This is a genomic window from Aminobacter sp. J44 (assembly GCF_007829415.1).
GTDB lineage: Bacteria > Pseudomonadota > Alphaproteobacteria > Rhizobiales > Rhizobiaceae > Aerobium.
The window spans coordinates 1-26746 of sequence record NZ_VLJG01000031.1 but is presented as its reverse complement, the minus strand read 5'-3'; the positions used below and the strand labels follow the sequence as shown (position 1 = coordinate 26746).

Annotated in this window: 25 protein-coding genes; 17 read left to right on the top strand and 8 right to left on the bottom strand. The window is 65.9% G+C overall.

Annotation, left to right across the window (positions count from 1 at the left end):
• The first annotated feature begins 1 nt into the window (after position 1).
• The 6 genes from L610_RS12620 (at position 2) to L610_RS12595 (ending at position 5594) form a co-directional block, all read left to right on the top strand.
• Positions 2-352 carry an extradiol ring-cleavage dioxygenase gene (locus L610_RS12620; RefSeq protein WP_024849525.1) on the top strand — a complete coding sequence of 117 codons (351 nt, stop codon included), beginning with the start codon at positions 2-4 and terminating at the stop codon, positions 350-352.
• Complete coding sequence (locus L610_RS12615; protein ID WP_144705487.1) at positions 345-1187, top strand: class III extradiol dioxygenase family protein; 843 nt, start codon at positions 345-347, stop codon at positions 1185-1187. Before L610_RS12620 ends, L610_RS12615 begins: the two co-directional genes overlap by 8 nt.
• 4 nt (positions 1188-1191) lie before the next feature.
• Complete coding sequence (locus L610_RS12610) at positions 1192-1524, top strand: YciI family protein (RefSeq protein WP_144705485.1); 333 nt, start codon at positions 1192-1194, stop codon at positions 1522-1524.
• 1263 nt (positions 1525-2787) lie between these two features.
• On the top strand, positions 2788-3777 hold the full coding sequence (locus L610_RS12605; RefSeq protein ID WP_144705483.1) for a TRAP transporter substrate-binding protein: 990 nt from the start codon (positions 2788-2790) through the stop codon (positions 3775-3777).
• On the top strand, positions 3770-4300 hold the full coding sequence (locus tag L610_RS12600; RefSeq protein ID WP_144705481.1) for a TRAP transporter small permease: 531 nt from the start codon (positions 3770-3772) through the stop codon (positions 4298-4300). Before L610_RS12605 ends, L610_RS12600 begins: the two co-directional genes overlap by 8 nt.
• On the top strand, positions 4293-5594 hold the full coding sequence (locus tag L610_RS12595) for a TRAP transporter large permease (RefSeq protein WP_144705479.1): 1302 nt from the start codon (positions 4293-4295) through the stop codon (positions 5592-5594). Before L610_RS12600 ends, L610_RS12595 begins: the two co-directional genes overlap by 8 nt.
• 62 nt (positions 5595-5656) lie before the next feature.
• On the opposite strand, the gene L610_RS12590 is transcribed toward L610_RS12595, so the two are convergent.
• On the bottom strand, positions 5657-6163 hold the full coding sequence (locus L610_RS12590; protein WP_051473340.1) for a cupin domain-containing protein: 507 nt from the start codon (positions 6161-6163) through the stop codon (positions 5657-5659).
• 195 nt (positions 6164-6358) lie between these two features.
• On the opposite strand from L610_RS12590, the gene L610_RS12585 reads away from it, so the two are divergent.
• Positions 6359-6673 carry a hypothetical protein gene (locus tag L610_RS12585; protein WP_246659007.1) on the top strand — a complete coding sequence of 105 codons (315 nt, stop codon included), beginning with the start codon at positions 6359-6361 and terminating at the stop codon, positions 6671-6673.
• Between the two features lie 359 nt (positions 6674-7032).
• Here L610_RS12585 and L610_RS12580 read toward each other — a convergent pair whose 3' ends face one another.
• Positions 7033-8292, bottom strand: coding sequence for an FAD-dependent oxidoreductase (locus L610_RS12580; RefSeq protein WP_144705475.1), 1260 nt, complete (start codon positions 8290-8292; stop codon positions 7033-7035).
• A 51-nt stretch (positions 8293-8343) separates the two neighbouring features.
• A complete protein-coding gene (locus L610_RS12575) occupies positions 8344-9141 on the bottom strand; it encodes a shikimate dehydrogenase (RefSeq protein WP_144705473.1) in 798 nt (265 codons plus the stop codon).
• A 146-nt stretch (positions 9142-9287) separates the two neighbouring features.
• Here L610_RS12575 and L610_RS12570 point away from each other — a divergent pair, with 146 nt between their 5' ends.
• Complete coding sequence (locus L610_RS12570; protein ID WP_186441459.1) at positions 9288-10205, top strand: LysR family transcriptional regulator; 918 nt, start codon at positions 9288-9290, stop codon at positions 10203-10205.
• Positions 10206-10715: 510 nt separating this feature from the next.
• Here L610_RS12570 and L610_RS12565 read toward each other — a convergent pair.
• The 3 genes from L610_RS12565 to L610_RS12555 form a co-directional block, all read right to left on the bottom strand.
• Complete coding sequence (locus L610_RS12565; protein WP_144705469.1) at positions 10716-11018, bottom strand: DUF982 domain-containing protein; 303 nt, start codon at positions 11016-11018, stop codon at positions 10716-10718.
• Between the two features lie 223 nt (positions 11019-11241).
• The gene (locus L610_RS12560; RefSeq protein ID WP_024849537.1) at positions 11242-11496 is read right to left on the bottom strand and encodes a helix-turn-helix transcriptional regulator; all 255 of its coding nucleotides are present in this window, start codon (positions 11494-11496) and stop codon (positions 11242-11244) included.
• A gap of 147 nt (positions 11497-11643) precedes the next feature.
• Positions 11644-12660: a LacI family DNA-binding transcriptional regulator gene (locus L610_RS12555; protein ID WP_144705467.1), complete on the bottom strand. Its 1017-nt coding sequence runs from the start codon at positions 12658-12660 to the stop codon at positions 11644-11646.
• Positions 12661-12939: 279 nt separating this feature from the next.
• Between L610_RS12555 and L610_RS12550 the strand changes: the two genes are divergently transcribed.
• From L610_RS12550 to L610_RS12530, 5 genes are all read left to right on the top strand, one after another.
• Positions 12940-13983 (top strand): sugar ABC transporter substrate-binding protein, encoded by a 1044-nt coding sequence (locus L610_RS12550; RefSeq protein ID WP_144705465.1) that lies wholly within the window; start codon positions 12940-12942, stop codon positions 13981-13983.
• Between the two features lie 464 nt (positions 13984-14447).
• Positions 14448-15248, top strand: coding sequence for an ATP-binding cassette domain-containing protein (locus L610_RS12545; protein WP_144705463.1), 801 nt, complete (start codon positions 14448-14450; stop codon positions 15246-15248).
• A 2-nt stretch (positions 15249-15250) separates the two neighbouring features.
• The gene (locus tag L610_RS12540; RefSeq protein WP_198019555.1) at positions 15251-16507 is read left to right on the top strand and encodes a sugar ABC transporter permease; all 1257 of its coding nucleotides are present in this window, start codon (positions 15251-15253) and stop codon (positions 16505-16507) included.
• Between the two features lie 25 nt (positions 16508-16532).
• Positions 16533-17261, top strand: a complete 729-nt coding sequence (locus L610_RS12535) for an SDR family oxidoreductase (protein ID WP_024849542.1) — start codon at positions 16533-16535, stop codon at positions 17259-17261.
• Between the two features lie 37 nt (positions 17262-17298).
• Positions 17299-18936: an FGGY-family carbohydrate kinase gene (locus L610_RS12530; RefSeq protein WP_246659006.1), complete on the top strand. Its 1638-nt coding sequence runs from the start codon at positions 17299-17301 to the stop codon at positions 18934-18936.
• A 748-nt stretch (positions 18937-19684) separates the two neighbouring features.
• Here the strand turns inward: L610_RS12530 and L610_RS12525 are convergent.
• Positions 19685-21409, bottom strand: coding sequence for an FAD-dependent oxidoreductase (locus tag L610_RS12525; RefSeq protein ID WP_024849960.1), 1725 nt, complete (start codon positions 21407-21409; stop codon positions 19685-19687).
• A gap of 11 nt (positions 21410-21420) precedes the next feature.
• Positions 21421-22230 carry an SDR family NAD(P)-dependent oxidoreductase gene (locus tag L610_RS12520; RefSeq protein WP_024849959.1) on the bottom strand — a complete coding sequence of 270 codons (810 nt, stop codon included), beginning with the start codon at positions 22228-22230 and terminating at the stop codon, positions 21421-21423.
• Positions 22231-22392: 162 nt separating this feature from the next.
• On the opposite strand from L610_RS12520, the gene L610_RS12515 reads away from it, so the two are divergent.
• The 4 genes from L610_RS12515 to L610_RS12500 are packed head-to-tail and all read left to right on the top strand — an operon-like array spanning position 22393 to position 26439.
• Entirely contained in the window at positions 22393-23370 is a 978-nt protein-coding gene (locus L610_RS12515; RefSeq protein WP_024849958.1) for a TRAP transporter substrate-binding protein, read from the top strand.
• Complete coding sequence (locus L610_RS12510; RefSeq protein ID WP_024849957.1) at positions 23370-23837, top strand: TRAP transporter small permease; 468 nt, start codon at positions 23370-23372, stop codon at positions 23835-23837. The genes L610_RS12515 and L610_RS12510 overlap by 1 nt, the downstream gene beginning before the upstream one ends.
• Positions 23834-25120 (top strand): TRAP transporter large permease, encoded by a 1287-nt coding sequence (locus L610_RS12505; RefSeq protein ID WP_024849956.1) that lies wholly within the window; start codon positions 23834-23836, stop codon positions 25118-25120. Before L610_RS12510 ends, L610_RS12505 begins: the two co-directional genes overlap by 4 nt.
• A 53-nt stretch (positions 25121-25173) precedes the next feature.
• Entirely contained in the window at positions 25174-26439 is a 1266-nt protein-coding gene (locus tag L610_RS12500; RefSeq protein WP_024849955.1) for an aminotransferase class III-fold pyridoxal phosphate-dependent enzyme, read from the top strand.
• Positions 26440-26746 lie beyond the last annotated feature (307 nt).

Genomic DNA, 26746 nt, shown 5'->3' with positions numbered 1-26746 from the left:
AATGGCTAACCAGAGCATTCCGGATACTCCCCTGTTCGACCGCAACGGCTCGATCAGGGGCTACAGGATCAACAAGATGGCCATGTCGCTTGGCCAGGCGGCCAATCGCGAGGCCTTCAAGGCCGACGAGGAAGCCTATCTCGACCGCTTCGGGCTGACCGAAGAGGAAAAGAAAGCCGTCATGTCGCGCGACTGGCACGAAATGGTCCGTCTCGGCGGCAATCTGTTCTTCATCCTGAAGATCTCGGCCATCGACCCGACGCCAATCACCCGGATCGGCGCGGCGCAGGCCGGCATGAGCCACGAAGATTTCCTCTACCATCGCCTCGGAAAGCGCGCAGCACATGGCTAAGATCATTGGCGGGCTGGGCACCAGCCACGTTCCCTCCATCGGCGCGGCCCTCGACAAGGGCCTGCGCGACACCCCCGACTGGAAGCCCTTCTTCGACGGCTACGAGGCTGGCAAGGAGTGGGTCAGGGAAGCAAAGCCGGACATCGCCGTCGTCGTCTTCAACGACCATGGCAACACCTTCTTCCTCGACCGCGTGCCGACCTTCGCGGTTGGCGTCGCCGACAGCTACAACCCGGTCGATGAGGGCTGGGGCCCGCGCGCGATCCCGCCCTTCGAGGGCGCGACCGAATTCGCCTGGCACTTCGTCGACAAGCTGGTTGAGCGTCATTTCGACCCGCTGGTCTGCCGCGAAATCGAGGTCGACCATGGCATGCAGGTGCCGATGGAGCTGTTCTTCGGCCGCCCGGAAAAGTGGCCGGTGAAGGTGGTGCCGATCTGGGTCAACACGATCCAGTATCCGATCCCGACGCCGCAGCGCTGCTGGGAGATGGGCAAGGTGCTGCGCGAGGCGATCGAGTCGTGGCCGACCGACGAGCGCGTCGTCGTCCTCGGCACCGGCGGCCTGTCGCACCAGCTGCAGGGTGCGCGCGCCGGCTTCATCAATCAGGACGCCGACCGCGCCTGGCTCGACGGCATTGCCGCCAATCCCGAGCACTACCGCAACATGACCCGCGAGGACTATGTCGAGCAGTTCGGCTCGGAAGGCGCGGAGCTCATCATGTGGCTCGTGATGCGCGCGGCGATGAACGAGAAGGTCGACCTCGTGCACAAGCACTATTACGCGCCCGCCTCGATGACCGGCGCGGGCATGGTCGTCCTCGAAAACGCGGCGTAAGACGATGTTCGTGCTGATGCGATGCCTGCACAAGGCAGGACAGGACGCCGCCCGCGACGAACACCGCCCGGCGCACCGCGCCTGGGCCGGCTCCGGCGGCAACGGGCTGGTCTCGGTGCTGGTCGGCTCGGCGATCCTGACAGAGAGCGGAGAGGCGGCCGGCAATTTCGGCATTTTGGAAGCGCGCTCGCTTGAGGATGCGCGCAAATTCGCGGAAGGCGACGCCTTCAACCTTGCCGGCATCGTCGAGACGATCGAGCTCACCCCGCTGCCCGACACCTTCCAGGCGCACCGGATCGCCGATCCGATGTCGCCACGGCTCGAGACGGCGGGGTAATCGCGGCGCCCCGGATCCTCCCCTGCGGAGCGGGGGAGGTGCCGCTGAAAGCGGCGGAGGGGGCTGATGCGCTCACCGCCTCAGAAAAGGCTTCTGGCCTCAAATACGGAGGTGAGCGGAACACGCCCCCTCCACCAAGCTTCGCATGGTCCCCCTCCCCCATAAATGGGGGAGTGTCCGGGCGCTGCAGAGGCGGCGGCGACGCGCTTGCATCCACAGGTTCCGGCATGGATCCTCGGGTCAAGCCCGAGGATGACGAAGGCTGGAACGTGGGCGCGAGACTCGGCCTACTCAACATCGGAAAGCGGGGATAGGCATAGTTCAACGGTGAGGCAGAACACGGCGGGGCACAATAGACTCATTCCCGGAGCAGCCGCTCCTCCCGTCGTCATACTCGGCTCAAGCCCGAGGAAGGCGAAGAGGAAGTGCCAGAAAAGGATTGGTAACGCCTCGTCTCGGCAACCGCCGCAACTTCGTGCGTCCATCTCAACTTCGTCATCCTCGGGCTCGACCCGAGGATCCATGCCGGAACGGCAAAGCATCGCGACGGTGCAGATAGAGATTGATCACGCCCCGTCCCGTCAGACATATCGAGGACAGGATCCGGCTCCCCTCCCGCCCCGCTTTCCCTCCACGGCGCGGAGCGGGATCACAAGAAGCGTGCCCGATCCCCGGTCCCCGGCCATGGAACCGGCGATCCTGGCGGAGCAAAATCGTTCCGGCCCGGTTTGGCACGTCAGGCACGCTCCTCCATTCTCCCTGAACGTGCCTTGCGGCGKTTTTCCACCTCCCCCCGCCGATTACTTGTCCATAGCAACTTGGCCAGGCCCCGCGCCTGGCCTTTTTCGTTCTGGCCTTTCCCCCGGTTCCTCGCTGGTCGCGAGGTGATTCCTCACGCGGGCCTGGCATCATCATGGTCCGCGCGACCCAAGGGTCAGTAACGGCCAGATCTGACGCAGCGGCAGGACAGAGCCGCGCGGCCCGCCCCATAAGAAATGCGTATGTTCCACTTTCAAATGCTGGTTGGACCCATCCAAAAGCAGCCGCTTGCTCTTGCCAGCACTTCTGGTCCGGGTTCTTCTTTCGCCGATCGGGATAAGCTGTTTACGCGTTCCGAGGGAGGGGCCCGGGTGATGGTCACCCAGGCAAGGGTAAGGCGCCGCGCGCGAGAGGTGGGATCATCCCGGCCTAGGAAAGGGAGACTCCCGTTTCCTGCTCGCTCCGGCAGCGTCTTGCCCTGCATGTACGCAAGGAGGAGCACGCATGTTTCCGAAAATGATTACCGCAGCGATGATGGCGGCAAGCTTGCTGGCTGCGCCGGCTGCACTGGCGAAGGAACTCAAGCTCGCGGACTTCCAGCCGCCGACCCACTTCGCGCTCGAGCGCGTCTACAAGCCGATGAGTGACGCGATTTCCGCGGCCACCAACGGTGAAGTGACGATCAAGGCCTATATGGGCGGCGAACTCGGGCCTGGCCCGGCCGAGCAGTACAACCGCGCCGTCGACGGCGTCGCCGACATCGTCTTCGCCCTGCCGGGCTACACCGCCTCGACCTTCCCGATGACGCTGCTCAGCGAGCTGCCGGGCGTGATCGATCCGATCAACGACATCGAGAAGATCATCGAGACCCAGGAGATGCTCGATCCCGAGTACCGCCGCGTCAAGCTGCTCGCCCTGTGGAACAACCAGCCGGGCGTGCTGTTCACCGCCAGCAAGCCGATCCGCAAGCTCGAGGACCTCAAGGGCCTGAAGATCCGCGTGCCGTCGCGCAATGCCGGCCTCGTGCTTGAGGCCTGGGGCGGCTCGCCGGTGTCGATGCCGGCGACCGAGATCTACAACGCCATGCAGACAGGCGTCATCGACGGCGCCATGATCGACATGTCGGCGCTCACCGCGTTCCGCCTGGCGGAAGTGACCAAATACGTCACCGTCGGCATGGACACCGCGACCTCGCAGTTCTTCCTGGTGATGAACCGCGACAGCTTCAACGAGCTGACCGAAGACCAGCAGAAGGCGGTTCTCGAGGCCGGCAAGGATGCGGCGCGCAACGGCCACGCTGCCTGGGTCGAGGTGTCGGACAAGGCGCAGGAAGAGTTCGTCGGCATGGAAGGCAAGGAACTCATCAGCCTCTCCGACGAGGAGGTTGCCAAGTTCAATGCCGCGTCCGAACCGGTGATCGAGAAGGTCATCGCCGAGGTCGAGGCAACGGGCGTGCCGGCGCGCGCCTATGTCGAAGCGCTGAAGAATGACTGATCTTCCTCCGGCAACGGAAAGGAAGCAGGGTCTTGCCCACTCGACTCCGGTCGAGTGGGCGCTCCGCTCCCTGACCTCCCTTTCGGCGGTCGCGCTGGCGATCGTCCTGGTGATGACCTTCGTCGGCGTCATCACGCGCTATGTCTTCAACGCGCCGATCCTCGGCAGCAACGAGGTGATCCAGCTCGTCTCCATTCCGCTGGTGATGCTGGCGCTCGCCGCCACCGCGCAGCGTGACGAGCATGTGCGCGTCGACGTCTTCGACGAGCATATCGGCAAGTGGGGCCGCTTCCTCGGCGACATCTTCTCGCGCGCCGTTGGCGTGTACCTCATGTACCTGCTGACCTGGCGCTCCTGGGTCAAGCTCGGCGAGGCGCTCGAATACAATGACCTGTCCAACATGCTGCGGCTGCCGTTCTGGCCCTTCTACGGGCTGATGGCGCTGGGCTCGGCGGCCTACGCCGTCATCCTGGCCCTGCAGATCATCGACCTTTTCAGAACAGGAGCCCGCGGCCGTGACTGATTTCTCGATCGGGCTTCTCGGCATCGGCGCGATGTTCGTGCTGCTCATCCTGCGCATGCCCGTCGGCATGGCGATGCTCGCCGTCGGCTTCTTCGGCACATGGATGCTGAACGGCTTCCGCTCGGCCAACGCGCTGATGGTCACCGAAGCCTTCTCGCACGTTTCCAACTACAACCTCACCGTCATTCCGCTGTTCATCCTGATGGGCAACATCGCCTCGGTCGCCGGCTTCAGCCGCGGCCTCTACGAGGCGGCCTTCGCCTGGGTCGGGCGGGCGCCCGGCGGTCTCGCTTCCGCGTCGGTGCTCGGCTGCGCCGCCTTCTCGGCCGTCAGCGGCTCGTCGGTGGCAACGGCCGTGACGATCGGCAAGGTCGCGCTGCCGGAGATGGCGCGCTTCAACTACGCGCCGGGCCTTGCAACCGGCGCGGTTGCCGCCGGCGGCACGCTCGGCTTCCTGATCCCGCCCTCGACCGGCTTCGTGATCTACGCGATCCTGACCGAGCAGAGCATCGGCCAGCTGTTCATGTCGGGCATCCTGCCGGGCCTGCTGCTCACCGCGCTGTTCATCGCGACGGTGACGATCATCTCGCTGCGCAATCCGGAGGCGGGTCCGCGCGGCGCCTACATCCCGTTCAGCGAGAAGATGGCCGCGGGCCTTCGCGCCGCGCCGCTGCTTGGCGTCATCATCATCTCAATCGGCGGCATCTATCTTGGCGTCTTCACGCCGGTTGAGGCAGCCGGCATCGGCGCCGGCCTCGTCCTCATCATGGCGCTGTTCACCGGCAAGCTGAACTGGTCGACCGGCTCCAAGGCGGTCGGCGATACGGTCCGCACCACGGCGATGCTGTTCCTCATCATCATCGGCGCGGCGGTGCTCAACCCGTTCCTGTCGATGACGCAGCTGCCCGCGCGCCTTGGCGAGGCCATGACGACGATGGGCCTCGGGCCCTACGGCGTCCTGTTCCTGATCGTCGTCGCCTACCTGATCCTCGGCATGTTCATGGACGGTCTGGCGATGCTCGTCGTCACCGTGCCGATCTTCTACCCGATCATGATGCAGATGGGCTTCGACCCGATCTGGTTCGGCGTGGTTGCGGTCATCATGATCGAGATGGGCATGATCACGCCGCCGGTCGGCATGAACGTGTTCGTGGTCAAGGGCATCGCCAGGGATGTGCCGATGTCGACGATCTTCAAGGGCGTGCTGCCGTTCTGGTTCGCGATGGCGGTGTGCCTGTTCCTGATCGTCATCTTCCCGCAGATCGCCCTCGTCATCCCGCAAGCGATGTTCTGAAGGCGACGAGTCGAACGCTTGGGGCGCGGCGGCTGGAAGGCTGCCGCGCCTTTTCTTCGGGCTTAACCCGACGGCTGCGAGTTCGGATCATTGCTGCCGATGTCGGGCAGCATGCCGGTGCCGGGCGTTGCATCCGGGTTGTTGAGCTTCGGGTCGCTCGTCACCGGCAGGTGGTGGCCGGCGGCTTTCGCTTCCTCAGTGTCGCCGAAGACGTGGCCGACGTCGTCAAAGCTGTTGGCGGCAAAGGCGAACAGGAAGGTCAGCGGCTTGTCGCCATCATTGACGATGCGGTGGCGCGCATTGCCGAGGATGAAGACGATCTGGCTCGCCTCAACGCGCGTCGTCTCGCCTTCCACCTCGAATCTGCCATTTCCCGACAGCACGATGCAGGTCTCGGCCTGCGGGTGGCTGTGCAGCGGCAGCTCCTCGCCGGGGTCGAGCGCCGCCATGCCGAGGGTGATTTCGGCGCTTTCGGTACGGCCGGCCGACAGCAGCAATTTCAGCCGGGAGCGATGCTCGCCCGGCCAGTCTTCCCACAACTCTTCTCTTGGATCGATCAGCAAGGTCACGGCAGTTCTCCCTTCCCGCCGATAACCCGCGAGACGCGGCGTCCGTTCCGTCCCGCACCGCCGGCACGCCCCGAAACCCGACCTGAAAAACGTGAGCGGACAGGCGCGGAACATTCCGGTCCGCATCCGGTTAGTCGACGCCCCTGCAGTCTGGCCTGCTCAGGCGCCAGTTACCCGCCAGATGTGGAGAATGAGATGACCCCGCGCGACCCGAACCGCCTGCACCCCGACCCCGACCTCGAGGACATCGACACCGATCCCGACCTGCCGGATCCGGAGCTCGAGGGCCCGGACCTCGAACAGCCCGATTGGGACGATCTCCAGGGTGTCGAGGGCGAGGTTCTGCCCGACAGCCTGCCTGAGAACGGCGACTTCCGCTATGACGAGGACGAGGAAGCCACCGAGCCGCTGGAAGAAGACGACGACAACCCCTACCAGGACAGCGACGAAGCTCTGCCCGACGACGACGAGGAAGCGGCGATCGGAAGGGGATTGCTTGGGGGAGAGTGAGGGCGAGTGCCTAGTCTTGGGTTAGTGCACCCCGCTCACAAGGATCCGGGGCGTGTGGCGAATGCCACGCACACCACCGGAGAGATTCAGGCATGGACCCTCGGGTCAGGCCCGAGGGTGACGAGGGGAAGACGGGCAAAGGAAATCCCGCATGCCGCGTTTTCCGCAAACGTAACCCGCGCTTGCCCGTGTCTCCCCGCCTCTCCGCTTCGTCATGCCACGGCTTGACCGTGGCATCCAGGCCGGAACGTTGACCTCAAGCCTGCGGATCAGAACGCGCGGAAGCCGCGCCGGCTGAATGGGTACGGACCTGCTATCCCCCAGGAGAACCTGGTGCCAGCTGCCAGGTCTGAACGGCGCTAAATCTCCGCGTCCTGCTCCCGCAGCGCGCGTTGCAGCGCAGCGAGATCCCCGCCGCCGGTGGCGGCGAGTGCGGCGGAAATGCCCGCCGCGKGGCCGGTCGCAAAGGCGGTGCCCATGACGCGCACGGAGCCGTAGGCCTTCGCGTCCGCGCCGATGACGCGGCCGGCAAGGCGCAGATTGTCCACCTCGGCCGCCTCAATGGCGCCGGCGCGGATGTCGAAAAAACCTTCGCCGCCAACGTCGATAAAGCGGGCGCGGCCGGGCGCTTCGTGCACCTCCATCGGCCAGCTGCCGCGCGCGATCGCATCGCCGTGGCGGCGGCCTTCGAGCACGTCGGCTTCGCTCACATCGACGCGGGAAAACGGCCGGCGCGTCTCGCGAATGCCGAGCTGCGGCCCGGTCGCCACCAGATAAGCGTCCTCGAAGCCGGGATGGCGGCGCAGCACCTCAAGATTCTCCCACGCAAGCTCGCGCGCCTCGAACTCGGCCTCGGTCAGGCTCTTGCCCGTAATGCCGTCGGTCTCGAGGTCGATCGCCATCCACCAGGTGTTGCCGGTGATCGGCAGCGTCACCAGGACGCCGCCGTCGGCGCGCAGGATCGGCCGACGCGCGGTCCTGTTGTGCTCGGCTATCAGCTGCGCCATCACCGCGCGGTCGAGCACGGTTCCGGGTTTTACCCCGCCGATGCGCACCGGAAGCGAGGCCGCCTGCACGGCCTTCGCGTCGCCGCCCCCCTGGCTGAGCGGCACGCCGGCGAGCGTTGCCAGCGTCGCCTCGCCGCTTGCATCGACGAACGCCTTCGCCTCGATGGTGGTCACGCCAGCATGGTCGACGAGATCTACGCGGCGGATGCGCCCGTCCTCGACGGCAGCGCCCATCAGCCGCGTGTGCAGCCTCACCTCGACGTCCGCCTTGCGCGCCAGCCGGTCGAAGCCGAGCTTGGTTGCCTCGGGATCGAGCATCACCACCCAGTAGCCGCTCTTCGAGACGATCGGCGCGGTCTCGGCACCGACCCGCTTAAGCTCCCGCAACAGGTCCTCGGCAACGCCCATCACCGAGCGGCGCTGTTCCTGCCCGCGCAGATAGAAGCCGCAATAGGCGAGCACCTGCGCGTTGGTCGCCGCTCCGCCCATGAAGCCGTAGCGTTCGACCAGCAGCGTGCGCGCGCCAAGGCGCGCTGCGCCCACCGCCGCGGCAAGTCCGCCCGCGCCGGCTCCGGCTACGACAACATCGAACGTCTCGGTCTTCCTGGTCATTCACTTTCCAATCAGTTCTGCAATTGTCGGGCAGCTGGCGGCGGCGCGCCCTCACAGCACGCCCATGTGGCGGCCCAGCAGGCCCATCTGCGCCTTCGACATCTCCGGCCCGGTCTGGATTTTCAGCCCCGATTCCTTTGCCGCCTCGAGGAAGGGCGTCACCTCCGGCGAGGTCACCGCGTCGGTGACGAGCGCGGTTTCCTTCAGCGCCGCAATGTGCAGCCGGCCGAGCGGCAGCGGATCGTTCGGGCGCATGCCGAGCGGCGTCGCGTTGGCAACAAGATCGTAAGCGCCGATGTCGCCGCAGGTGGTGGTGATCTCGACGGAGGGAAACGCCTCGCGCAGCCTGTCGGCGAAAAGGTCGCCGCGCTGCCAGTCGAGCTCGGAGATGGCGAGCGCGGCCACCCCTTCCTCGCACAGCGCATGCCCGATCGCGCTGCCGGCTGCCCCGGCGCCGATCACCAGCGCGTGCTTGCCCTTCGGCTCGAAACCGTTGGCGCGGATCGCAGCGACATAGCCCAGCCCGTCGACCATGTCGGCAACGAGCCGGCTGTCCGGTTCGCGGCGCACGACATTGGCCGCCCCCAGCCATTTCGCACGCGGCGAGACCTCGTCGGCGAGCTCAGCGATCGCCTGCTTGTGCGGAATGGTGACGACGAAGCCGTCGAGGTTGTCCCAGCCGCGCACCGTCTCGACGAAGTTGGCTACGGCCTCGGGCGCGATCTCCATCGGGATCATCGCCCGCTCGGCGCCCACCTCGGCAAAGGCGCGATTGAAATAGTCCGGCGATTTGACCTGCGCGATCGGCTGCCCGATCATCGCCACCAGGCGCGTCTTTGCCGTGATCATGCCGTTCTGCTCCTCTGGTGGCGCACCGTGACGGCCCGGACCCCGCGCCTGCTATTTGCGCCATTCCCCCTGCGCCGCCAATACGATATGAACGGCCCGGCATAAGCCGAAGTTATACGATTGGCGAGTGCCAAATGGGGGGAAACATGCCGCGGCCAAAGCTCAAGGAACGCCAGATCGAGGTTTTTCGCACGGTCATGGCGACCGGCTCGCTGACGGCGGCCGCGCAGCAGCTCGGCGTTTCCCAGCCGAGCCTGTCCATGACCATCCGCCGCTTTGAAGACGAGCTGCAGACCAAGCTGTTCGAGCGCATCGGCGGGCGCCTGGTGCCGACCGAGGAAGCAAAACTCATCTTCGTCGAGGTCGACCGCGTCTATGGCCAGTTCGACCGGCTGTCGGATGCGATCCACGCGATCGCGCGCGGCGACAGCTCGGTGTTCCGCTTCGGCACCACCCCCTCGATCGGCATGCGCCTCGTGCCCAAGGCGCTGAAAAAGCTGAGGGACGATCATCCGGCGCGCGTCTTTTACTGCGATTTCCTGCCGCAAAAGGACATCCAGGATTATCTGCTGTTCGGCCAGGGCTCGTGCGTGACCAGCATCGCGCCGGCCGAAGACCCCAACCTCGACTGCACGGTGATTGCCAGCGGCGGGCTGCACGTCGTCGTGCCAAAGGATCACCGCCTTGCGCGCCGCGACGTGATCGCGCCCGGCGACCTCGACGGCGAGGTGCTGATCTCCTACGGGCCCGACACCACCCACGGCCGCTATATAGACGCAACTTATGCCCGCGCCGGCGCGGAGCGGAAGACGCATGTCTTCATCCATTTCGTCGAGACGGCCCTGTCCTTCGTGTCGGAAGATATCGGCATCGCCATCCTCGACCCGTTCTCGGTGCTCGACTGCGAGCGCTTCGGCCTCGTCGCCATTCCGCTGGAAAACAGCGTCGAAGTCCCGGCCTATCTCTACTGGTCGAAATTCCGCCCCCGCCCGAAGGCGACCGACGAGCTCGCCGCCGCCCTGACGGAGATCGCAAGGCAGAACGGGATGAGGCTGGCGGGATAGGGCGGATCATCCTGAGCCAGGGCATGTCTTTCGTCACGCCGGCCCGGCAGCCAGGCACTCCCGCCTCATCCGCCGAGACTTGCAGAAATACTGTTACCCCCACCCCTAACCCCTCCCCACAAGGGGGAGGGGAATGTTGGCAGCGCGTGCCGTGCTTTACGCGTCCCTGTCTCTTTTCACGTCCCTGTCACAGGCGTCCTGCCTGCACAGGCTTCGAGGTTCCCGTAATCCCCCTCCCCCTTGTGGGGAGGGGTTAGGGGTGGGGTACCATGTCTCCTCCCGGACAGCACACGGGAGTAAAGCTCCACAGACGCAACGCCCCCCTTCATCCTCCGATCGAGAGCATCCACCCGGCTTCCCGAAGACCAGCGGCATGACAAGGCAAAAAAAAATCGCCGGTGCATGGGGCAACCGGCGATGACTGAACGCAGTGCGGGCGGCCATCAGACCAGAGCCGGCAGCTCGCCCACTTCTAGGGGAGCCCTGAAGCGGCTTCGGCGGAAGGTGTCTCTACGCCCTTCCGAGCCGCGTTCCGCCCGCCCCGATCGCCGCGGCGGCGACCTGTGCGGGCGTTTCGTCCAGGATGCGCATGAACTTGGCGAATGACTGGAATGACTGGCGCGCGCGCTCGAGCGGATAGTCGCCCTTCAGCGCCAGCTGGCAGGCGCGGTAGGCCGTGTCGTAGACCGGTCCGCGCCGGTGAACCGGCCAGTTGTCCAGGAAGGACAGCGCCTCGTCCAGCGAGGCAATTTCCTCGGCTGTCACATCCTCGGCTTTCACGAAAACAGGCATGTCGAACATGCGTCCGCTCATCGTATCCTCCTCCGATGTTACAGGAACCTGGCAGCAATTCTTCGCTTGCTCGTGACCTCACGATAGGGATGCGGAAGTGGCCGAAACAAGGCGGTCGGCACCTTCCACCACATCAACTTCACGCGGGGGATAAAAGTTGATCGGCCGGGCGTCGCCGCCCCGCCTCATATTCAACCTGTGCTTGAAAGAATGCAGCGCCGCCCCCGCGCGGCGTGCAGCATGATCAGCTGGCGAGCCTCGCGGGCATGCCAGTTTCCTCAGGCTGGCCAAGCCCTTCGGGCAGGCCGAGCGATGCCGTCAGCCGGGCAAGCTTGGCCGGGTCGATGTTGCCAGCCTCAAGATCCTCGACTTCCGAGACGGCAAGCCCCGAAGTCGTTGAAAGGTCCTCGATCGAGTATCCGTAGGCGTCACGCAGTGCCGTGATGACATTCGCCCCCGAATTGAGGGCGGCCGTAATGGCTTCGATGATTTCGCCCATACGTAGTCCTCTCTTCTGTTGGAATGGCTTTTATGAAACGCCGGCAGAATGCGGCAGCCAGTGGGCGTTATTTGGGCGCCGCTGTCACAAATTTCAAGGCTGTGGAAAGCAGATCAGGAGGCGCATGATCCCGGCCGTGAATTGCCCCTACCCGCCCACTCCCCTCAATATACACGGCACCAGCACCGGCTCGGCGGGGGCTTCCTGGCGGTCCATCAGGTCGAAGACGGTGTTGAGCATCGCCGTCGTGTCCTGTTCGACCATGCCGACATTGCCGGGAAGAAGCGCGGCGAAGGGGTCGTAGTCGAAGCAGCCGTAGCGGAACTGGAACGGCTCGTCGCCCAGGCTGCGGTACCAGCGCACCACGCCTTCGAGCGAAATGGTCGAATTGACGAACATGCCGAGCTTGTCGAACTTCGGGAGCGAACGAAGTGCCTGTTCGGCGCGGTCGGCCGAATAGCCCGGCACCAGCACCTGGCTGTCCGGCACCTCGATGCCGCGCGCCAGATGCGCCTCGCGAAAACCCTTGAGGCGCGCGGATGTATTGTGGTCGGTGACGCGGCCGCCGACGAACCAGAGCGGGCCGTCGAGGCCAAGATCGGCCTTGCAGCGGTCGAGCAGGATTTCGGTGAGCTGATAGGCGCCGGTATAGTTGTCCGAGATCACGGAAGGGGCGGCGAAACCCGGCAGGTCGAGGTTGAAGGACTGTACGCCCGCCGCCTGGCAAAGCGCCGTCAGCTTGTCGGGGTCTGTGGCGCCGGTCGCGATCAGGCACTCGGCCTGGAACGAGATCAGCTCCTTGGCGGCTTCCACCTCGAGCGCGGGCTCGCGCTGGGTACAGGTGATGACCGGAAACAGCCCCCTTGCGCGCGCCAGCGCCTCGAACTTTTCCGCGATCGCGCCAAAGTAGCGGTTGTCGTATTTCGGCACGATCATGCCAACGATATTGGAGCGCGCGCGGCGGAGCAGACTTGCCTGCGCATTGGCGGCATAGCCTTCCTGTTCGGCGATCTGCAGGATCTTGTCGGCGAGCCGCTGGCTGATGCGGCGCTTCTGCCAAGACCCATTGAGCACGGAGCTGACGGCGCTTGCCGACGTGTCGGCAAGCCGGGCGATGTCATAGATCGTCGTCCGCCGTGCGGCGTCCGGCTGCTTCCTGCGCATCCCATACCTTCTGTGCGAATCCTCCAAAGCGAACTTGACAGTAAATCGGGGCAGTGACAACTTTGCTCCATCGATTGAGCAAGGTTGCGCAATCGGTGGTGCAACCAAACGCGCACGAGATGTGCACAAACAACAGGGTGCACGAACAATGGGAGGTGCGGCGCATCCTTTCGGATGGGGGACCCCACGAATGGGGAACTGTCGGAAGGCCGCGGCTGCATAAGAACAATTCGTCTGAAGGCCGTCGCGGGTGCGACGCGCATTGACGGAGGAGATGAGATGAAACGCTTTACCCTTGCCGGCACGGCCCTTGCCGCTGCCCTGATGTCGTCCACCGCGTTCGCGCAGGAGGCCGCGACCGTCGCCTTCCTGATGCCCGACCAGGCCTCGACCCGCTACGAGGAGCATGACTGGCCCGGCTTCGAGGCCGCGATGAAGGAGCTGTGCGCCGACTGCACGCTGATCTACCAGAACGCGAATGCTGACGTTGCCCTGCAGCAGCAGCAGTTCAACTCGGTGATCGCGCAGGGCGCCAAGGTCATCGTGCTCGACCCGGTCGACTCGGCCGCCGCCGCCGCGCTGGTGGAGATCGCCAAGGCGCAGGACGTCAAGGTCATCGCCTATGACCGTCCGATCCCGGCGACCCCTGCCGACTTCTACGTCTCCTTCGACAATGAGGGCATTGGCTACGCCATCGCCAAGTCGCTCGTTGATCACATGAAGGCCTCGGGCATCGCCGACGGCTCGGGCGTGCTCGAGATCAACGGCTCGCCGACCGACGCCGCTGCCGGCCTGATCCGCGACGGTATCCATCGCGCGCTCGACGAGTCGGCCTACGAGAAGCTCGCCGAGTACGACACGCCGGACTGGGCTCCGCCGAAGGCGCAGGAGTGGACCGCTGGCCAGATCACCCGCTTCGGCGACAAGATCACCGGCATCGTCGCCGCCAATGACGGCACCGCGGGCGGTGCGATCGCCGCGCTGAAGGCCGCCGGCGTCAACCCGCTGCCGCCGGTCACCGGCAACGACGCGACGATCGCTGCTCTCCAGCTGATCATCGCCGGCGACCAGTACAACACCATCTCCAAGCCGTCCGAGATCGTCGCCAAGGCCGCGGCCGAGGTCGCCGTCACGTTCCTCAAGGGCGAGACCCCGACCCCGGAGACGACGCTTTACGACACCCCGTCGAAGCTGTTCGTGCCGGCAGTCGTCACCCGCGAGAACATCAAGGAGCTGATCTTCGACGCGGGCATCCAGACCGCCGACGAGGTCTGCACGGCTGAGTACGCCGACGCCTGCAAGGAACTCGGCATCACCAACTAAGCCGATCCCCGGCGTGGCCCCGCCGGGGCCACGTGCCGCCCTGGCCCGCACGGTTCGTCCCCGCTAAGGCCGGAACGGGACGGGGCGGCAAGCAGGCGGCCGCGCGGCCGTCCGGCCCTGAAAAGGCACCCACGCTCACGATCGACCGCCCTCCCCGGCTCCGCAACGGACCGGGGAGTGGCCGCGCACCCGCATGACGCTTGCGAAAAATCGCTGAGGCGGGCGGTGCGGCAACAATGATATTCTGCCGGTGCTGCCGGAAGATCGGCAGCCCGAAACAGGCTCCCTCCCCGCCCGCGGGACTTTTGCCGGGGCAGCCAGGGGGCAAGGCGCGAGAAGGCAAGAGCGCGATGGGCGCGCTCAAAACCCTTTCGGCGCGCCGGTCCACTCAGCGCAGGTGCAGCCCGCGCTGTGGTTCTTCCGCAGCGGCCAGCCGCCCGCGGAACCAGCGAGGATGGTACAAGATGGCAGAAGGCCAGAGAAAGACGGTAAAGGGAGAGCTCCTCCTTAGCCTTCGCAATGTCTCCAAGCAGTTCGGCGCCGTGACGGCGCTGTCGGACATCGAACTCGACGTCCATGCCGGCGAAGTGGTGGCACTTGTCGGCGACAACGGCGCGGGCAAGTCGACGCTGGTGAAGATCCTCGCCGGCGTGCACCAGCCGACCTCCGGCACGATCGAATTTCTCGGCCAGAAGGTGACGCTGTCCGACCCCGGCAAGGCGCTGGAAATGGGCATCGCCACGGTGTTCCAGGATCTTGCGCTCTGCGAGAACCTCGACGTCGTCGCCAACCTCTTCCTCGGCCACGAGCTCAACCCGTGGCGGCTCGACGAACTGCAAATGGAAGTCCGCGCCTGGACGCTCCTGCAGGAGCTCGCCGCGCGCATCCCGTCAGTGCGCGAGCCGATCGCCTCGCTGTCGGGCGGCCAGCGCCAGACGGTGGCGATTGCCCGCTCGCTGCTCCTCGACCCCAAGATCATCATGCTCGACGAGCCGACGGCGGCGCTCGGCGTTGCCCAGACTGCGGAAGTGCTCAACCTCATCGAGCGCGTGCGCGACCGCGGCCACGGCGTCATCCTGATCTCGCACAACATGGAAGACGTGCGCGCCGTTGCCGACCGCATCGTCGTGCTGCGGCTTGGCCGCAACAACGGCGTCTTCACCCCGGCGGACTCGCATGAGGACCTGATCGCCGCCATTACCGGCGCGAGCGACAATTCGGTGTCGCGCCGCGCCGCCCGCAAGATGGAATCGCTGGGAGAATGACCATGGACCAGGCGAACAAGACCAGCGCTCCGGCAGCTCAGCTCGACCGCGCCGACACGCGCGTGCGCCACGACGAGGGCATCGGCGGCTGGCTGCGCAGCTTCTACGATCGCGTCCGCTCCGGCGACCTCGGCATGATCCCGGTGATCGTCGGCCTGCTGCTGATCTCGGCCGTGTTCAGCACGCTGAACCCGGTGTTCCTCGCGCCCAACAACCTCACCAACATGCTGTTTGACGCGGCGGCCGTTGGCCTCATCGCGCTCGGCATCGTCTTCGTGCTGCTGCTCGGCGAAATCGACCTGTCGATCGGCTCGATGAGCGGCCTTGCCTCGGCGCTTCTCGGCGTCATGTGGGTCCAGTTCGGCTATCCGGTGCCGGTGGCGATCGCCGGCGCCATTGCCGCCGGCGCCATCATGGGCCTGATCTACGGCTTCCTGCGCAACCGCTTCGAGATGCCGAGCTTCGTCGCGACGCTTGCGGGCCTGCTGGCCCTGCTTGGCATGCAGCTCTACATCCTCGGGCCCACAGGCTCGATCAACCTGCCCTTCACCTCCGGCATGGTGCGCTTTGGCCAGATCTACATCATGCCGATGTGGTTCTCCTATGCGCTCGCCGTGCTGCCGGGCCTGCTGATGATCTGGACCGGCCACCGCACCCGCCAGCAGCGCGCCGCCGCGAACCTTTCCTCGACCTCGATGAGCGTCGTCATCCTCAAGGCGGTGCTGCTGTCTGCCGCGCTCCTGTTCGCCGTCTGGTATCTCGGCAAGGGCCGCGGCGTGCCGTGGATGTTCGGCGTGTTCGTCGCCTTCGTGGTGGTGATGGACTACGCGCTGCGCCGCACCAAGTGGGGCCGCTCGCTGTTTGCCGTTGGCGGCAACGCGGAAGCCGCCCGCCGCTCGGGCATCAACGTCAAGCGCGTGCGGCTCACCGCCTTCGTCGTCTGCTCGTCCTTTGCCGCGCTCGGCGGCGTGTTCGCTGCTTCGCGCCTGGCCTCGTCCAGCCAGCAGGCAGGCACCGGCGACGTCAACCTCAACGCCATCGCGGCGGCGGTCATCGGCGGCACCTCGCTGTTCGGCGGACGCGGCTCGGCATGGTCGGCGCTGCTCGGCGTCCTCGTCATCCAGGCCATCTCCAACGGCCTGACGTTGCTCAATCTCAGCTCGTCGCTGCGATACATGATCACCGGCGCGGTGCTTGCCATCGCCGTGATCGTCGACTCGCTGGCTCGCCGCTCGCGCGCAAGCCATGGCCGGGCCTGATACCTACCCAAGGGACTGAAACGACATGACCAACAAGCTTGAAGGAAAGACTGCCGCCATTACCGGCGCAGCCTCCGGCATCGGCCTCGCCTGCACGAAGATCCTGATCGAGAACGGCGCGACCGTCGTTCTCATCGACCGCAACGAGGAACAGCTCGCCAAGGTCTGCGCCGAGTTCGGCGACAAGGCAAAGCCGCTCGTCGTCGACCTGCTCGACGGTGCGCAGGTCTCGGCGATGCCTGAGAAGATCGAAGCGCTGGTCGGCCCGCTCGACATCTTCCACGCCAATGCCGGCGCCTATGTCGGCGGCGCGGCGGCGGAAGGCAATCCGGACCAGTGGGACCGGATGCTCAACCTCAACATCAACGCCGCCTTCCGCTGCGTGAACGCGGTGCTGCCCGGCATGATCGAGCGCAAGACCGGCGACATCTTGTTCACCAGCTCCGTCGCCGGCGTCGTGCCGGTCGTGTGGGAGCCGGTCTACACGGCCTCGAAGTTCGCGGTGCAGGCGTTCCTGCACGCCACGCGCCGCCAGGTCTCGCAGCACGGCATCCGCATGGGCGCGGTGCTGCCGGGTCCGGTAGTCACCGCCCTCATCGACGACTGGCCGAAGGCCAAGCTCGAGGAGGCGCTGGCCAATGGCTCGCTGATGCAGGCGAACGAGGTGGCCGAGGCCGTCCTTTTCATGCTGACGCGCCCGCGCAACGTCGTCATCCGCGACCTCGTGATCCTTCCCAACAGCGTCGACCTCTGATCCCAGAGGCCGCCGCGGAAACTGCCGAAAGCGCACCATGACCAGCAGCACCCAGATGAGCCAGCAAACCACGAACCGTGTCGTCATCGGCGTCGACGTCGGCACCGGCAGCGCCCGCGCCGGCGTGTTCAGCCTCAGCGGCGAGCTGCTGGGCAGCGCGAAGAAGGACATCTCGCTGTTCCGCGCGCCGGGCAGCATGGTCGAGCAGTCGAGCGCCGAGATCTGGGACGCGGTGGCTTACTCGGTTCGCGAGGCGATGCGCCTTGCGGGTGCCGCGCCCGAACAGGTCGCCGGCATCGGCTTCGACGCCACCTGCTCGCTGGTGGTGATCGGCGCGGACGGCAAGGGCCTGCCCGTCGGTGACGCCGACAAGCCCGAGCGCGACATCATCGTCTGGATGGACCACCGCGCTACCGAACAGGCGGAGCGCATCAACGCCACGGGCCACGAGGTGCTGCGCTATGTCGGCGGCATCATCTCGCCCGAGATGGAAATGCCGAAGCTCTTGTGGCTCAAGGAAAACCGGCCCGACACCTTCAACGGCGCGAAATACTTCTTCGACCTCACCGATTTCCTGACCTGGAAGGCGAGCGGCAGCCTTGCGCGCTCGTCCTGCACCGTCACCTGCAAATGGAACTACATCGAGCACGAAGGACGCTGGGACCTTGGGTATCTCCGCCTCATCGGCCTCGGCGAGCTTGCGGATGATCTGTCGCGCATTGGCGAGACCATCGTCACGCCCGGCGAGGCGCTGGCCGACGGCCTGACCGCCGAAGCCGCCGACAAGCTCGGTCTCCTCCCCGGAACGCCGGTCGCGGCTGGACTGATCGACGCCCATGCCGGCGGCATCGGCACGGTGGGCGTGACGGGCGACGCCACCGAAAACCTCGCCTATGTCTTCGGCACTTCCTCCTGCACCATGACGACGACGGCCGAGCCCGCCTTTGTTCCGGGCGTGTGGGGGCCGTACCATTCGGCAATGGTGCCGGATCGCTGGCTCAACGAAGGCGGCCAGTCGGCGGCCGGCGCCGCGATCGACCATTTGCTGCGCCTCCACCCGGCTTACGCCGAAACGAAGGCGCAGGCGGAGAAAGAGGGCAAGCCGCTCAACGCCTGGCTCGGCGACAAGGCAATCGAGGCGGCGAACGGCTCGCTGTCCGGCGTCATCGATCTGGTGAAGGGCCTGCACGTCGTCCCGGAGTTCCTCGGCAACCGTGCCCCGCATGCCGATCCGCATGCACGCGCCGTCATTGCCGGCATCGGCATGGAGGACGATGCGGCGAGCCTCGTTGCGCTTTACGTTGCCGGCCTGTTCGGCCTTGGCTATGGCCTTCGCCAGATCATCGACGTGCAGGCCTCGCAGGGCGTCGAAATCCAGCGCATCGTCGTCAGCGGCGGCGCGGCGCAGTCGGCCCTGGTGCGGCAGGTGATCGCCGACACGACGGCAAAGCCGGTGCTTGCCGTGCGCTCGCAGGAGCCGGTGCTGGCGGGATCCGCCATCCTCGGCGCGGTTGCCGGCAAATGTTTTGACAACATCGCCGCCGCCATGCGGGCGATGACGGCGCTCGACGTCGAAATCACGCCTGCCTCAGGCGACATCGCCGCCCGCCACTACCTGCGCTACGACGCCTTCCAGAAGCTCCAGGCGCTCGGCCGCGAAATCAGGACGGTGTGAGCGGGCACTTTCGGCAAGAGGAAGGATCAACTGCCGAGCATGAGCGACGTAGGTCTCTCTCTTGCCAGAACAGAATCCGCCATCGTCAACGATCCCGCCTTCTGACGCCCCCTCCACCATGCTGCGCATGGTCCCCCTCCCCCATGAATGGGGGAGGATCCGGGTGGATTGACCTCAGAGTGTTATCGGCACTGACGCTGTTTCCCAGTTGCGCATCGTGGCTTCACCGCCCGTGCCCTCATTGTCCGCTGCGCACCGCAATCATTACCCGTGACACACCACGATCCATGAAAGGCACGACGTCGGATCCTCCCCCGCAACGCGGGGGAGGTGACGCCGAAGGCGGCGGAGGGGGCTCGTGGAGTGCCGCCTGTGGAGATGTGCGCAGAAAACAAAACTTCCGAGATGCTCCGCTCTGTCACGCCCCCTCCACCATGCTGCGCATGGTCCCCCTCCCTCATAAATGGGGGAGGAACCGGGCCCAGGGCTCTCAATGACGTTGCTCTTCCTGGGTCACTGACAGCAGTACACCGTCGTAATCCAACTACCGTCCATGCTTGAAGCCAGCGGACGACGACTGTCCGTTTCCTCCATTTCCACCCACGCGGGTGACAGGCGCGACCGGGGGATCCTCCCCTGCGAAGCGGGGGAGGGGAACCATGCGCAGCATGGTGGAGGGGGCATGCGAAGAACCCGCGTAGAAACGCGGGCACGACTGGCACTCCAGCGACGGTGGCGGGTCTACGCCCTACCCGTCGATATCCTCCTGCGCGGGAAGGCCCGCGGCGGTGCGGCCGGCGATGTAGCCGAAGGTCATCGCCGGGCCGATGTTGATGCCGCCGGCGGGGTAGAAGCCACCCATCACATTGGCGGTGTCGGTACCGGCGGCGAACAGGCCGGGGATCGGATTGCCCGAAGTGTCGACGACGCGGGACTTGGCGTCGGTGCGCAGGCCGGCAAAGCAGCCGAAGCTGCCGGGAACGACGCGCAGCGCAAGGAACGGTCCCGTCTCGATCGGCGCGACGCACGGGTTCGGCTGCTGGGCAGGATCGCCCTGCAGCCGCTGGTAGGGCGTCGAGCCACGCTGGAACAACGGGTCGAGCCCCTGCCGGGCAAAGCGGTTCCATTCGGCGATGGTGGCGCGAAGGCCGAGCGGATCGATGCCGCAGGCTTCGGCGAGGTCCTCGATGGTGTTGGCCTGCACGAGATAGCCGTTGCGCAGCCACGGCCCCAGCGGCAGCGGCGCGGGCCGCGAGATGCCAAGGCCGTAGCGGCGCTGGAAGGCCACGGTGCAGATCAGCCAGCTTTCGGCACGCTGGCCGCGCGTCTTTTCGAGGAGAGCGGTAACGTAGTCATGGTAGCCCATGCCCTCGTTGCAGAAGCGCTTGCCATCTCGCGTCACCGCGATGATGCCGGGCTTGCCGCGCTCGATGATGTGCGGGAACACGCCCTTCGTGCCGTCTTCCCACGGCACTTCCGAAACCGGGCACCAGGCGCCAGGCGAGGCAAGGCTTGCGTCGAAAGCGGCGCCGACCTCGAGCGCCATGCGGCGGCCGTCCCCGGTCGCCTCCGGCACCGCGAGCGTGCGGTGCAGGTCGGCCGCCGGAAACAGCTCGTTGACCAGCGCTGCGTCATGGGTAAAGCCGCCGGTCGCCAGCACAACGCCCTGCGCGGCGCGGATTATCTCGACGCCTTCCGGCGTCTCGATCTCGGCGCCGGCGATGCGGCCGTGCTCGACGATGAGCCGGCGCGCCGGGGAATTGACGCGGAAGACGACGTCGCGGTCGGCGGCCGAGCGCATCAGCCGGGCAATCAGCGCCGAGCCGTTGCGCAGCTGCATCGCCCGCTTGTGGCGGGCAAGGTCCCAGAAATGCTTCGTCACCCGCTTCGTCACGTGCAGGAACGAGGCGGAGGATTGCATCATGGTCATGAAGGCGCGCAGGTCCGCGCCAGCCTGGATGGTGAGGCCCTTGAAGGTCGTCTCGCGCAGCGGATGGCGCAGAAGGTGGATCATCTCGCCGAGCGCGCGCCCGTCATAGGGCGCGGCGATCACCGAGCGGCCGCCGGTGCCGGCACCCTCGATGTGACCGTAGGTGTCGGGGATGTGGTTGCCGGGCTCGAACTGCAGCGAGGTGTGGGTCTCGAAGAAGTCCACCATGTGCGGCGCGTGCCGCAGGAAGGCATCGACGCGGTCTTCCTGAAAATGGTTGCCGAGGACGCCCTTCAGATACTGCTTCGGCTTCTCGTAGGGCTCGTTGATGCCGGCGCGGCGGGCAAGCGGATTGCGCGGCGCGAAGATCCAGCCGCCGGCCCAGGCGGTGGTCCCGCCGAGAACCGGCGCCTTTTCGGCGACGATCACCTTCAGCCCGCAATGCGCGGCGGTGACGGCGGCCGAAAGGCCGCCGGCGCCAGAGCCGATGACCAAGAGGTCGCACTCGTTGAGGGATTCGGAGCCCGCTGCTTCGCTCGTCATGTGGTTGCCCCTCACTTGGTGGCAGCCGGAAGACCAGGAATGCGCAGGAGCGCAGCCTCGGCGATGCCGCCGTCGATGGCGAGCACCTGCCCGGTGACGTAGGAGGCCGCGGGGCTCGCGAAATAGGCAATCGCCTCGGCGACATCCTCCGGGCGGCCGATGCGGCCCAGCGGCACGATCTTTTCCCGGGCCGCGCGCACGTCGGCATTCGCATAGACACCGGCGGTAAGCGGGGTCTCGATCAGGCCGGGCGCCACCATGTTGGCGCGGATGCCGGCGTGCGCCCATTCCTGGGCAAGCTGGCGCACCAGCATCGTCAACGCCGCCTTGGCCGCCGAATAGGAGCCGTGGCCGCAATGCGGCTGGAGCCCGGACGTGGAGCCGACCGCGACGATGTTGCCGCGACTTGCCGACAGCGCCTCGAAAAGCTCGCGGGCGATCAGGAAGGTCGGCCGGGTGTCGACGTCGAACAGGCGGTCCCAGCTTTCCGTCGACAGTTCGGACAGCTTTGCCGGGGCAACCGCGCCCGCATTGGACACAAACACGTCCATGCCGCCGCAGAAGGCGAGCGCCTGACGCGCCAGCTCCACGCAGAAGCCGGCATCCCCGAGGTCCCCCGCTACGTGCAGAACCTGCGCGCCCAGTGCTTCCAGCTCGCCGATGAGGGCGTCCGGGGCACCCTTCTTGCCCGTCGTGGTGATGGCGATCGCGAGCGACTGGCCGGCGGCCTGGGCGTCCGCCGCCAGCTTGCGGCAGGTTGCGCCGCCGATTCCATCGCTGGCGCCGGTGACGAGGATGCGTCGGTCGAACTGTGTGGACATACGAACAAGGCCTTGATTTTTCGTTGGAGAACGGCCTCTGTCAAATGCCCTTGCGGAACTGAAGACTGTTCCGATATTGACATTGGCGGAATGCCATTCCAGAATTGAATACATTCAACAACTACTTGCGAATGTCAATTTCGCCCCACCCCAGAGGAACCCATGACCGTATCCCTATCCCGTTGTGCCCTCATCGCCGCCGGCCTCGTCCTGTCGCTCGCTTCGTCCGTCTCGGCTGAGACGCTGCGCATCGCGCACTCTTCGCCCGACCAGAGCCTGATCAACGAGGCGATGGAGAAGTTCAAGGCGGAGCTGGAGGCAAAGACCAACGGCGAAATCAGCGTCGAGATCTATCCGAACGGCCTGCTGGGCGATGAAGGCCCGGTCGCGGAAGCTGTCGGCGACGGCTCGATCGACATGGGCCTCGGCGGCGTCATCGACTCGATCGACCCGCGCCTGTCGGTCATCTCGCTGCCGTTCCTGTTCACGGACTTCAACGACGTTCACGCCGTGCTCGATGGCCCGTTCGGCGAGGAGCTGTACAAGATGGCCGAGCCGCGCGGTTACAAGATCGTCGGCGTTCTCGACTCCGGCTTCCGCTCCTTCACCAACAACGTCCATCCGATCAACACGCCGGACGACTTCAAGGGCCTGAAGCTGCGCGTTCCGCCGATCCCGGTCGCTCTCGAGACCGTCAAGGCTTTCGGCGCCCTGCCGCAGACCGTTCCGTACGGCGAGACCTACATGGCGCTGCAGTCGGGCGCGGTTGACGGCGCCGAGCCGGAGCTGCGCGACTTCGTCGACGCCAAGTGGTCGGAAGTCCAGAAGTACCTGTCGGTTTCCAACTACATGTGGATGGCAAACTTCTGGTTCATGAATGGCGAGCGCTTCAACAGCCTGTCGCCGGAGCACCAGGCGGCGCTGACAGAGACCGCGAAGGACGTCCAGACCTGGTACCGCGCCCAGCTGAACGACACCTACGCGAAGCTGCTGACCGAACTCGCCGAGCAGGGCGTCGAGATCAACACCGTCGATACCGCTCCGTTCGTCGAGCTGGCGGAGCCGGTCTACGAGATGTTCTCGAAGGAATACGGCGCTGACCTCGTGAAGGCAGTTCGCGAAGCCGCACAGGCTCAGTAATGGGTGTACTCGCGAAGATTTCCTCGCGGGTATGGGTGGCAGCGGGCCTTCTTGCGCTCGCTGCCGTCATCCTCGTCACCGGTGTCGGGACGATTTCGCGCACCTTCGCGACCAACAAGTTCGCCTGGTCGTTCGAGGTGGTCGGCATCGCCTTCATCTGGGTCACCGCGCTTGGCACCGTCATGGCCGAGGCCGCGCGGGAAAACGTCGCCATCGACGTGCTCGACCAGAACCTGCCGCCGAAGCCGCTGCGCATTCTCGCGATCGTCCGCCACGTCATCACCACGCTGATCATGCTGGCCATCCTCTTCAGCGGCTGGGCCATGCTGCAGCGCTCGGCCTTCACGCCGACGCCGGTGATGCGCCTGCCGATGTGGGTCCAGCACGGCGCGATCGTCGTGATGGCAGCCGGCATCATCGCCGTGCAGTTCTACCAGGCTCTCAAGCTCTTCCGGAAAGACCAATGATCCTCCTCATTCTCTGCGGCGTCTTTCTGGGACTGATGATCATCGGCATGCCGATCGCCTGGGCGCTGGCGGGCTCCGTCGTCGCCGTCTTCTACAGCGGTGTCTTTCCGCTGCCGCCGGGCTGGCTCGGGCAGCAGCTCTTCCGCGGGATGGATTCCATCTCGCTCGCCTCGATCCCGCTGTTCCTGTTTGCCGGCGGCATCATGAACGAGGGCGGCCTCACCCGCCGCATCATCGCCGTTGCTGACGCATGCCTTGGCTGGATGCGCGGCGGCCTTGGCCCGGTCAATGTCGGCACCGGCATGATCTATGGCGGCATTTCCGGCTCGGCCACCGCCGACACCGGCGCCGTCGGCACCATCATGATCCCGGCCATGCGTGAGCGCGGCTACCCGGTTGGATTCGCAGCGGCGGTGACCGCTGCATCGGGAACTCTCGGCATTATTCTTCCTCCGTCAGTCGTCATGATCATGTACGGCGTCATCACCGGAACCTCGATCGGTGGTCTGTTTGCAGCCGGCATCCTCCCAGGACTTCTCCTCGGCTTCGCGTTCATGGTCACCGCCTACGTCGTCGGCGTCCGCAACGGCTTCCCCAAATCCGGCCAGCGCTTCGTGCTCAGCACCTTCCTCGTCAATGTCTGGAAGGCACTGCCGGCACTGTTAATGCCGCTCGTCGTCATCGGCGCGCTTGTCGGCGGCTTTGCCACCGTTACCGAAGCCTCCTTCGTCGCGGTCGTGTGGGCGATGCTGGTTGCGGTGTTCATCTACCGCGAGCTGACCTGGAAGGGCCTGATGCAGGTGTCGCTCGAGACCCTGCGCACCTCGGGCGCGATCATGATCATCATGGCGGTCGCCGTGCCGTTCGCATGGCTGCTGACGGTTGCGCAGGTTCCGAACACGGTCGCCAACGGCCTGCTCGGCGCGGTTGCAGACCCGACCCTCAAGGTTGCGGTGATCCTGCTGATCCTCCTGTTCGTCGGCCTGTGGCTCGACACCGGCCCGGCGCTGGTCATCCTTGCCCCGATCGTTCACCCGATCGCGGTGAAGATGGGTCTCGACCCGTACCAGATCGGCCTGATCTTCACCGTCGGCCTCGGCATCGGCCTGTTCACGCCGCCGGTTGGCACCAACCTGTTCGTCGTCTGCAACGTCGCCAAGATCGACCTCTGGACCGTGACCCGCGCCATCGTGCCGTTCTGGGTCTCGAGCGTCATCGTCCTGATCATGATCGCCTATATCCCGGCGCTCACCACCTTCATTCCGAGCTACTTCAACTTCTGAGTTCAGGAGCGGCGCCAGCGCGCCGCTCCTCCCCCTCTTCTTCGGAGTTTCCCATGAGCTACCAGCCTTCCAAGACCCTTCCGGCCGGCGTTTCCAGCCAGGCCCGCGCGCTCGGCGTGCTCGACGGCCGCGACTTCTACGTGAAGTCGAGCAAGGGCGCCCGCATCATCGACAGCTACGGCACCTCCTTCGTCGACTACGGCATGGCGATGGGCGCGAACCTCCTCGGCCACGCCCACCCGGCGATCGTCAAGGCCTGCACCGAGGCGCTCGAGAACGGCCCGATGCCGGGCTTCCCGAACATGCTCGAGAACGAGGCAGCCGACGCGCTGGTCAAGATCGGCGGCGAGCGCATCACCCGCCTGACCTTCACCACCACCGGCACCGAGGCCGTCCACCTCGCCAACCGCATCGTGCGCGCCAAGACCGGCCGCAAGCTGATCGCGAAGTCGGTCGGCGGCTATGACGGCTGGTTCGAGGAAGTCCGTTTCGGCCTCGTCAACTCGCCGGAGACCGCGCGCACCAACGAGCGCCCGGTTCGCTCGGACGTGACGCTGCTGCGCGTCAACGACATGGACGACCTGACCTCGCTGTTCGCGACCTATGGCGACCAGCTCGCCGCCGTCCTGATCGAGCCGCTGCTCGGCAACACCGCCTGCCTCAAGCCGGAGCGCGAGTGGGTCGAGATGCTGAACAGCCTCGCCGCCAAGCACGGCGTCATGATCATTTCGGACGAGGTGATGGCGGGCCTGCGCCAGGGTTTCGGTCTCGTTGCCGACACCATCGGCCTCAAGGCTGACCTCGTCACCATGGGCAAGGCGATCGGCACCGGCGTTCCGGTTGCTGCGGTGCTCGGCACCAACGACGCCTTCTCGGTCTGCGACGACAACACGGTTCCGCGCTTCGGCACCTATCACGGCAACCCGATGGTCAGCGCCGCGATCCTCGCCACCACCGAGATCCTGTCGAAGGCCGACTACCAGACCGGCCTCTATGACTTCGGCGCGAAGCTGCGCGCCGGCATCGTCGAGGCTTATGCCGCCGAGGGCATCGCCGTCTCGACCGCCGGCTTCGACAGCGTCTTCTCGCTGTGGTTCTCGCCGGAGGTTCCGGTGAACTACGACGACGCGCTGCAGAAGGTCCGCATCGATGCCTCGCGCATCAACTACGAGGAACTGCGCCGCAACAACGTCATCGGCCTGCCGTCCCCGTGGGGCCGCTATTTCGTCTCCTTCTCGCATGGCGACGAGGAGCTGGAGATCTCCCTTTCCGCCTTCCGCAAGGCCGCAGCCAAGGTTGCAGCCGCGAAGGTGCTTTGAGCGGCGGGGCCACGCCGCTCGACATGAGAAGGGAGGCGCCCCCGCGCCTCCCTTCAGACCACTGACAAACCCGCCAATTTTTGGCGGGTTTTCGTTTGGGCGGGATGACAGAGCGCAGGGGCGCTGSCGGCGCCTGACGAAGTGAAGATAATGAAGGGGCGAGAGGGCCTCATGCCCCCGCCAGGCRSGGCTGGCGGGTGAGTGCCAGGGCGATCTTCTTCATGTTCTGGCTGGCGGCTGCCAGCAGGCATTGCCACGTTACCTTCATGAGGCCGCGGAACCGCGCATAACGGTGCCCGTGCAGCTG

What these genes read in the sequence shown, in the direction of transcription:
- L610_RS12620 (WP_024849525.1), top strand. Translation starts at nt 2, where the DNA reads ATGGCTAACCAGAGCATTCCGGATACTCCCCTGTTCGACCGCAACGGC.
- L610_RS12615 (WP_144705487.1), top strand. Translation starts at nt 345, where the DNA reads ATGGCTAAGATCATTGGCGGGCTGGGCACCAGCCACGTTCCCTCCATC.
- L610_RS12610 (WP_144705485.1), top strand. Translation starts at nt 1,192, where the DNA reads ATGTTCGTGCTGATGCGATGCCTGCACAAGGCAGGACAGGACGCCGCC.
- L610_RS12605 (WP_144705483.1), top strand. Translation starts at nt 2,788, where the DNA reads ATGTTTCCGAAAATGATTACCGCAGCGATGATGGCGGCAAGCTTGCTG.
- L610_RS12600 (WP_144705481.1), top strand. Translation starts at nt 3,770, where the DNA reads ATGACTGATCTTCCTCCGGCAACGGAAAGGAAGCAGGGTCTTGCCCAC.
- L610_RS12585 (WP_246659007.1), top strand. Translation starts at nt 6,359, where the DNA reads ATGACCCCGCGCGACCCGAACCGCCTGCACCCCGACCCCGACCTCGAG.
- L610_RS12575 (WP_144705473.1), bottom strand. Translation starts at nt 9,141, where the DNA reads ATGATCACGGCAAAGACGCGCCTGGTGGCGATGATCGGGCAGCCGATC.
- L610_RS12570 (WP_186441459.1), top strand. Translation starts at nt 9,288, where the DNA reads ATGCCGCGGCCAAAGCTCAAGGAACGCCAGATCGAGGTTTTTCGCACG.
- L610_RS12565 (WP_144705469.1), bottom strand. Translation starts at nt 11,018, where the DNA reads ATGAGCGGACGCATGTTCGACATGCCTGTTTTCGTGAAAGCCGAGGAT.
- L610_RS12560 (WP_024849537.1), bottom strand. Translation starts at nt 11,496, where the DNA reads ATGGGCGAAATCATCGAAGCCATTACGGCCGCCCTCAATTCGGGGGCG.
- L610_RS12555 (WP_144705467.1), bottom strand. Translation starts at nt 12,660, where the DNA reads ATGCGCAGGAAGCAGCCGGACGCCGCACGGCGGACGACGATCTATGAC.
- L610_RS12550 (WP_144705465.1), top strand. Translation starts at nt 12,940, where the DNA reads ATGAAACGCTTTACCCTTGCCGGCACGGCCCTTGCCGCTGCCCTGATG.
- L610_RS12545 (WP_144705463.1), top strand. Translation starts at nt 14,448, where the DNA reads ATGGCAGAAGGCCAGAGAAAGACGGTAAAGGGAGAGCTCCTCCTTAGC.
- L610_RS12540 (WP_198019555.1), top strand. Translation starts at nt 15,251, where the DNA reads ATGGACCAGGCGAACAAGACCAGCGCTCCGGCAGCTCAGCTCGACCGC.
- L610_RS12535 (WP_024849542.1), top strand. Translation starts at nt 16,533, where the DNA reads ATGACCAACAAGCTTGAAGGAAAGACTGCCGCCATTACCGGCGCAGCC.
- L610_RS12530 (WP_246659006.1), top strand. Translation starts at nt 17,299, where the DNA reads ATGACCAGCAGCACCCAGATGAGCCAGCAAACCACGAACCGTGTCGTC.
- L610_RS12525 (WP_024849960.1), bottom strand. Translation starts at nt 21,409, where the DNA reads ATGACGAGCGAAGCAGCGGGCTCCGAATCCCTCAACGAGTGCGACCTC.
- L610_RS12520 (WP_024849959.1), bottom strand. Translation starts at nt 22,230, where the DNA reads ATGTCCACACAGTTCGACCGACGCATCCTCGTCACCGGCGCCAGCGAT.
- L610_RS12515 (WP_024849958.1), top strand. Translation starts at nt 22,393, where the DNA reads ATGACCGTATCCCTATCCCGTTGTGCCCTCATCGCCGCCGGCCTCGTC.
- L610_RS12510 (WP_024849957.1), top strand. Translation starts at nt 23,370, where the DNA reads ATGGGTGTACTCGCGAAGATTTCCTCGCGGGTATGGGTGGCAGCGGGC.
- L610_RS12505 (WP_024849956.1), top strand. Translation starts at nt 23,834, where the DNA reads ATGATCCTCCTCATTCTCTGCGGCGTCTTTCTGGGACTGATGATCATC.
- L610_RS12500 (WP_024849955.1), top strand. Translation starts at nt 25,174, where the DNA reads ATGAGCTACCAGCCTTCCAAGACCCTTCCGGCCGGCGTTTCCAGCCAG.